Raw genomic sequence first — 1356 nt, 5'->3', positions numbered from 1 at the left:
CGCCGCCCAGATCGCGGGCCTGTCCGAGGCCGCGGGCGGGCTGCCCGCATCCAGCACCTCGTTCGCGTTCGTCCACGCGGCGCGGGCGCTCGGCCTGCGCCGGGTCGCCGTGGCCGCGAGTTACCCGGACGAGGTGGCGCGGTTGTTCTCCGAGTTCCTCGGCGCGGGCGGCGTCGAGGTGCTGGAGATCTCGAGTGCCGGCATCGACACGGCCGCCGAGGTCGGGAAACTCTCCCCGGACGCCGTCGTTGACCTGATCGTGGCCCGCGACCGTCCCGACGCCGACGCGCTGCTGGTGCCGGACACGGCCATGCGCACACTGGCGTTGATCGAGACCGTCGAACAGCGGTTGGACAAGCCCGTTCTCACCGCCAACCAGGTGACCGTGTGGGAGGGGCTGCGCCTGTCCGGCCACCGGCCGCAGGCACCGGGCCTGGGCAGACTCTTCAGCACGAGGGACACGTGAGCATGCTGGCCGACATCGAACCCGTGAACCGGGAATCCACGGCGTCGATCATCGCGCGCCGACTCCGCGACGCGATCGAGACGGGCGCCCTTCCCCCGGGCACCCAGCTCGGCGAGAGCGACCTGGCCGCCCGGTTCGAGGTGTCCCGGGGGCCGCTGCGGGAGGCGATGCAGCGGCTGCTGTCCGAGGGGCTGCTGCGCAGCGAGCCACACCGCGGGTTGTTCGTCATCGACCTCGAACCGGACGACGTGTACGACGTGTACTGGGCACGCTCGGCGATCGAACGGGCCGCGGCGATCCGCGTCCTGCGTTCCGGGAACCGGCAGCAGGTCGCGGACACGCTGGCGGACGCCGTGCGGGCGATGGCGGAGGCCGACGCGCAGGACGACCCGACGGCGTTGTCCGAGTCGGACCTCGCCTTCCACGAGGCCCTGATCGAGGCCTCCGGCAGCCGACGACTGGTGCGGATGGCCCGCACGCTGCTGATCGAGACACGGATGTGCCTGTCGGCCCTGCAGGACACCTACACCCGGGAGCATCCGGGCACGGACGAGCGCATCGCCGAGCACAACCGGCTCATCGAGGCGCTGCGCTCCGGCGACGAGGACCGGATGCTCACCCTGCTGCAGGCGCACATGGACGACGCCGTCGACCGTCTCGCCCCCACCGCGGACCGCCCCCCGGAACGGGACACCCGGACGTGACCGACCACGGTCGGCTCACCCCGCGAGAGCCCCGACGGTGGTCGCGGCGGTGGCACTGCCCAGGGCGATGCCCCAGCCGACCGGGCCGAGCGGGGTACAGCCGAAGAAGCGGCTGACCCCCGGCGTCTGCACCGCGGCGGCCAGCGCGACCGCCGAGCCGACCCCGCTGATCACCACCGAGGGGCT

At 73.0% G+C, this 1356-nt stretch carries 3 protein-coding genes; 2 read left to right on the top strand and 1 reads right to left on the bottom strand.

What is annotated here, in order from left to right; genetic code table 11:
- Both ACTIR_RS24540 and ACTIR_RS0119930 read left to right on the top strand, forming a co-directional pair.
- Nucleotides 1-466: maleate cis-trans isomerase family protein (locus tag ACTIR_RS24540; RefSeq protein ID WP_459166185.1), on the top strand; the 466-nt coding region annotated here is incomplete at its 5' end.
- A 2-nt stretch (nucleotides 467-468) separates the two neighbouring features.
- Nucleotides 469-1170, top strand: coding sequence for a GntR family transcriptional regulator (locus ACTIR_RS0119930; RefSeq protein WP_026455591.1), 702 nt, complete (start codon nucleotides 469-471; stop codon nucleotides 1168-1170).
- Between the two features lie 15 nt (nucleotides 1171-1185).
- Here ACTIR_RS0119930 and ACTIR_RS27855 read toward each other — a convergent pair.
- Nucleotides 1186-1356: cation transporting ATPase C-terminal domain-containing protein (locus ACTIR_RS27855; RefSeq protein ID WP_161629656.1), on the bottom strand; the 171-nt coding region annotated here is incomplete at its 5' end.

Source organism: Saccharomonospora iraqiensis subsp. iraqiensis, assembly GCF_000430445.1.
GTDB classification, from domain to species: Bacteria; Actinomycetota; Actinomycetes; order Mycobacteriales; family Pseudonocardiaceae; genus Saccharomonospora; species Saccharomonospora iraqiensis.
Note: the sequence above shows the minus strand (reverse complement) of the source record. Positions and strands in the feature narration are given on the sequence as shown.